The following is a 4,064-nucleotide window of genomic DNA, read 5'->3' as shown; positions in this document are numbered from 1 at the left end:
GGTTATAGGAGTTAAGTCAAATGGCAAACAAACTCCAAGTAAAAACACAGTCGATCGGCTACAGTGACTTTTACTGGAACCGCTTTAGTCCGAGAGTCGCGACGATTAGCAGCATCCGCAACGCCAACCACTGGGACGGCGGTTTTATCACCTACATTGCATTTGCCACAAAAGTTGAAGCTACAGCAGCAATGAAATATTTGCTCCTGCATCAACAAGCTGCCGATGTCGATATGCGAAAAGCTAAGCGAATGAAAGCAAAAGGCATTCGGTGGGAGCTAAAAATTAGGGGATTAGCTTTTAATGAAGTATTGAAATTTGCAACTATGGATATAGCTGGAAAGCTAGTTATGTCGCCTGAAAAGGTCGATCGAGTAACAGGCTGATAGCTGCATATTCCAGGATATTGTTTCCGGTTGCATCGGAATAATAAAATCGAATCAACAGTCAACAGTCAACAGGTAGGGGCGGTGCCTGTGAGTGCGGGCCCTGACAACAGTCAACAGTCATATGAACCAGTGGCCTCCGGCCGACATCGTTTGTGCAGACGCGGTTTTAACCGCCGAATCATCTACGGGCGATTTACCGGGTTCGATATAACTTCTGACTTCTGCCGCTTCTTTTCAAGATACTGCTGGTGGTAATCTTCTGCTAGGTAAAATTCACCAGCGGGTTTGATTTCGGTGGCAATATCTTTGTCGTATTTGCCGGAAATTTGCAATTTTTGTTTGGAGGCGCGGGCGGCTTTTTCTTGTTCGCAATTGTGATAAAAAATCACTGATTTGTACTGTTCGCCTCTGTCGGGGCCTTGGCGATTGATTTGGGTAGGATCGTGACAGTTCCAGAAGATATCTAGCAGTGTTTCGTAACTGACGGTCGATCGGTCGTATTCTAGCACAACTGCTTCAACGTGACCGGTGATTCGGGCGCAAACGTCGAGGTAGCAGGGATTTGGCCAGTGACCTCCCGTGTAGCCCGCAGCAGTCGAGACGACACCGGCAACGGCGCGAAATTTGTGTTCGACTCCCCAAAAACAACCGGCGGCAAATGTGGCTTTTTCCATCGTGTTACTCATCGTATTGGGATCAAATTTGGCACTCGATTACGCTTGACATATTCCCATGAGCGTGCATTCCCAAACTAATCGCGGCTGTACGTAGTTTAGCAAATATTGTCGTGCTTTTTCCAAGGGTTCTAAGGGCGATCGACTAATTCGCCCTGTCAAAAATTGCTGCCAGTAACAATGCTGTAAATAATCGATCAACCACAACTGAGCTTCTGTATCCAAAGTTTTATCAATTTCCTTTGCCAATTCCAAAGCAGAGGGCAAATTTCTAGGCAAATTCTTCACCTTTTGCAGCAAATCGTCGGGGATTGATTGCAGTTGCTGCCAAATCGCAATTGCTTCCCCAGGACTTCCCTGAGCCATCCCCATTACCTCGGGACAAGATAAAATATCCGCGAATCCGGCTTGCTGCAAAACTTGCGCCATTGCTTCGGAATTCAGCCGAGAAAATTGGATCTTTTGACAGCGAGAAATCAAAGTCGGTAGCAAAACTTCCACAGTCGGAGCAATTAAAATTAAGGCTGCTTTTCCCGGTTCTTCTAAGGTTTTCAACAAGCCGTTGGCTGCTCCTTCGCCCATTGTTTCTGCTTGTTCCAAAACTACGACTGAACAGGCAGCTTGTAGCGGCGGCCTGCTCAAAAATTCACTGATTTCTCTAATTTGTTCTAAGCGGATTTGGGGCGGTGCTTTCCGCTTTAAACCTGCTTCTTCTGCTTCTTTTGCCGACAGCCGTTTGCCTTGGTTCATGTAAGTTGGTTCTACCCAGAGCAAGTCTGGATGATTTCGCTGCCGCACGCGATTTTGCACGGAGGCGATCGATTGCTTTTCGGGAAGATTGGCTGAGAATAAAAGCTCGATGAAACACTGGGCGGCTAGACTTTTACCGATGCCGTTAGATCCGACAAATAAATAACCGGGAGCAATGCGGTTGCGATCGACTGCTTGAGTTAATAATTCTACTGCTCGATTTTGTCCGATTAATGATGTGAAATAATTCATGTGACAGTTGACAGTTGATAGTTGACAGCCCCCTGATATCAATTCCGTTACGGAATTATTCATTTCTCTCTAATCTCTCTGTGTTCTCTGTGTTCTAGTAAGGTTAAATCATTCCGATGTTAACGGATTTGATATAAGTTGCGAGACAATAAGGAGGCTCTGCCTCGCCCCAGAACCATTACCAGGCACAGCCTGGTAACGAGCAAAAAAGATCCGGCTTTTGGCGATGTGTGTCTGTCTAATGTTCAGTATTGGGGTTATGTAAATATCCCCAATCTGCTAACCTGGGAGTGAGGATTGTTTGAATTTCCTGGGCGACTTCGTGTTCGGGACGATCGCCATTTATCTGGACAATTCGAGATTTATTTGATCGGGCTAATTCCCCAAAACCTTGCTGTACAAGGCGGTGAAACTTCAAATCAGCTTGCTCGATCCGATCGCGCCCTCCCCGAGCCCTTACCCTCGCCAAACCTGCTTCCACATTAATATCCAGCCACAAAGTAAGATCGCTTTCCAAGTCGCCCGTGGCAATTTCATTCAACTGCTTAATTAAATTTAACTTAAGACCGCGACCGTAGCCTTGATAAGCAATTGTAGAGTCAGTAAAGCGATCGCACACAACAATAGTTCCCTTTGATAACTCGGGTTTAATTAATGTTTCGACGTGCTGAGCGCGATCGGCAGCATACATCAGTAATTCTGCTATATCAGATACCAATTCTTCCGAATCTTGTTTGAGCAACAAATGTCGCAGTCCTTTTCCCAACTCAGTACCCCCCGGTTCGCGAGTAGCCACCACCCCTACTTTCAAAAACCAACTTGCTTGCAGCCAATGTATCAACCGCTGCATTTGCGTAGTTTTACCCGCACCTTCAACCCCCTCAAAGACGATAAGTTTACCTTTCATGACTCTAACTTTCCATTTAAATAAAATAAATCCATATTGTACTGTCAATCTCTTCTAGGTTGGGTATGATAATACAGTCTAAATGCCTCACCGTTGGAGTTTTCTATGGCTCGCTATACTGGTTTTTTTATCGTTGCCGTTCCGATCGACCGTCTGCGTCAGTCCTTGATTGAAATTTTAGAGTCATGCAATCTTGATATTATCTACAATACAGGAGATTCTCTCATGGCCCGCGAAATTCCAGGTCAAGTTTCGATTCCGAAACTGGTCACCGCCGAAGTTCTAATTGAGAAAAACACGGCCAACGACTCAGAGGTTCGCATGAATTTCGTGATCAAAAACGAGGAACTGCCCCTGCAAACCAATAACCACTGCCGTCAAATGTTCGAGCTAGTCAGCCGCTCAATTATGAAAAATAATAATTGGCGGCTGTTGGAAAGTATGGCCCTGTAGGCATTAGTGCTCAGCCATTAGTGTTCACCCATTAGTGCTCAGTCATTAGTCGTCAGCCATTAGTTCCTAGCTAGTGACCGATGACTAATGAATTTAATCTTCAATCGCTAAATTTAAGCTCGAAATCTGCGGCGCAGCAACAAAGAATTTGTTACAACGCTAACAGAACTAAAAGCCATAAATGCACCCGCCGCCGCAGGACTGAGTAGAATACCCGTTGCAGGCAGCAAGATACCGGCTGCAACCGGAATTCCCAGAGTATTGTAAGCAAAAGCCCAGAATAAATTTTGGCGAATCTTATTAAAAGTAGCGCGACCAAGGTCGATCGACTCAACAACATCCATCAAAGCATTTCGCATCAGCACAATTTGAGCAGTCTCCACAGCCACATCAGTGCCGCAGTGCAAACCGATACCCACATCAGCTTGAGCCAAAGCCGGCGCATCATTAATACCATCCCCCACCACAGCCACTTTACAGCCTTGAGCCTGCAAACTGGCGATCGCCCTCGCCTTCCCCTCCGGCCGCACTTCGGCCAAAACATCAGCCGTCGCCAAACCTAACTGCTGCGCTGTCACCGCCGCCGCCGACTCCCCATCCCCCGTCACCATCATCACCCGCAATCCCATGCCCCGCAGG

6 protein-coding genes are annotated in these 4,064 nt (G+C 46.5%); 2 read left to right on the top strand and 4 right to left on the bottom strand.

The annotated features are described in order from the left end of the window. The first annotated feature begins 20 nt into the window (after positions 1-20). Positions 21-386: a hypothetical protein gene (locus tag IQ270_RS28785; RefSeq protein ID WP_193976534.1), complete on the top strand. Its 366-nt coding sequence runs from the start codon at positions 21-23 to the stop codon at positions 384-386. A gap of 185 nt (positions 387-571) precedes the next feature. Here the strand turns inward: IQ270_RS28785 and msrA are convergent, their stop codons facing one another. The 3 genes from msrA to tmk form a co-directional block, all read right to left on the bottom strand. Next, positions 572-1,063, bottom strand: coding sequence for a peptide-methionine (S)-S-oxide reductase MsrA (gene msrA, locus IQ270_RS28780; RefSeq protein ID WP_193976536.1), 492 nt, complete (start codon positions 1,061-1,063; stop codon positions 572-574). 39 nt (positions 1,064-1,102) lie between these two features. Then, positions 1,103-2,065: a DNA polymerase III subunit delta' gene (locus IQ270_RS28775; RefSeq protein WP_193976535.1), complete on the bottom strand. Its 963-nt coding sequence runs from the start codon at positions 2,063-2,065 to the stop codon at positions 1,103-1,105. A 238-nt stretch (positions 2,066-2,303) separates the two neighbouring features. Continuing rightward, entirely contained in the window at positions 2,304-2,972 is a 669-nt protein-coding gene (tmk, locus tag IQ270_RS28770; RefSeq protein WP_193976533.1) for a dTMP kinase, read from the bottom strand. 105 nt (positions 2,973-3,077) lie between these two features. Between tmk and IQ270_RS28765 the strand changes: the two genes are divergently transcribed. Next, complete coding sequence (locus tag IQ270_RS28765) at positions 3,078-3,425, top strand: hypothetical protein (RefSeq protein WP_193976532.1); 348 nt, start codon at positions 3,078-3,080, stop codon at positions 3,423-3,425. A gap of 113 nt (positions 3,426-3,538) precedes the next feature. On the opposite strand, the gene IQ270_RS28760 is transcribed toward IQ270_RS28765, so the two are convergent. Further along, positions 3,539-4,064, bottom strand: a 526-nt coding sequence (locus IQ270_RS28760; protein WP_193976531.1) for an HAD-IC family P-type ATPase, incomplete at its 5' end; no start/stop codon positions are given.

The organism is Microcoleus sp. LEGE 07076 (genome assembly GCF_015207455.1).
Taxonomy (GTDB): Bacteria; Cyanobacteriota; Cyanobacteriia; order Cyanobacteriales; family Microcoleaceae; genus Microcoleus.
This window is presented reverse-complemented; position numbering and strand designations above follow the sequence as displayed.

What these genes read in the sequence shown, in the direction of transcription:
- IQ270_RS28785 (WP_193976534.1), top strand. Translation starts at nt 21, where the DNA reads ATGGCAAACAAACTCCAAGTAAAAACACAGTCGATCGGCTACAGTGAC.
- msrA (WP_193976536.1), bottom strand. Translation starts at nt 1,063, where the DNA reads ATGGAAAAAGCCACATTTGCCGCCGGTTGTTTTTGGGGAGTCGAACAC.
- IQ270_RS28775 (WP_193976535.1), bottom strand. Translation starts at nt 2,065, where the DNA reads ATGAATTATTTCACATCATTAATCGGACAAAATCGAGCAGTAGAATTA.
- tmk (WP_193976533.1), bottom strand. Translation starts at nt 2,972, where the DNA reads ATGAAAGGTAAACTTATCGTCTTTGAGGGGGTTGAAGGTGCGGGTAAA.
- IQ270_RS28765 (WP_193976532.1), top strand. Translation starts at nt 3,078, where the DNA reads ATGGCTCGCTATACTGGTTTTTTTATCGTTGCCGTTCCGATCGACCGT.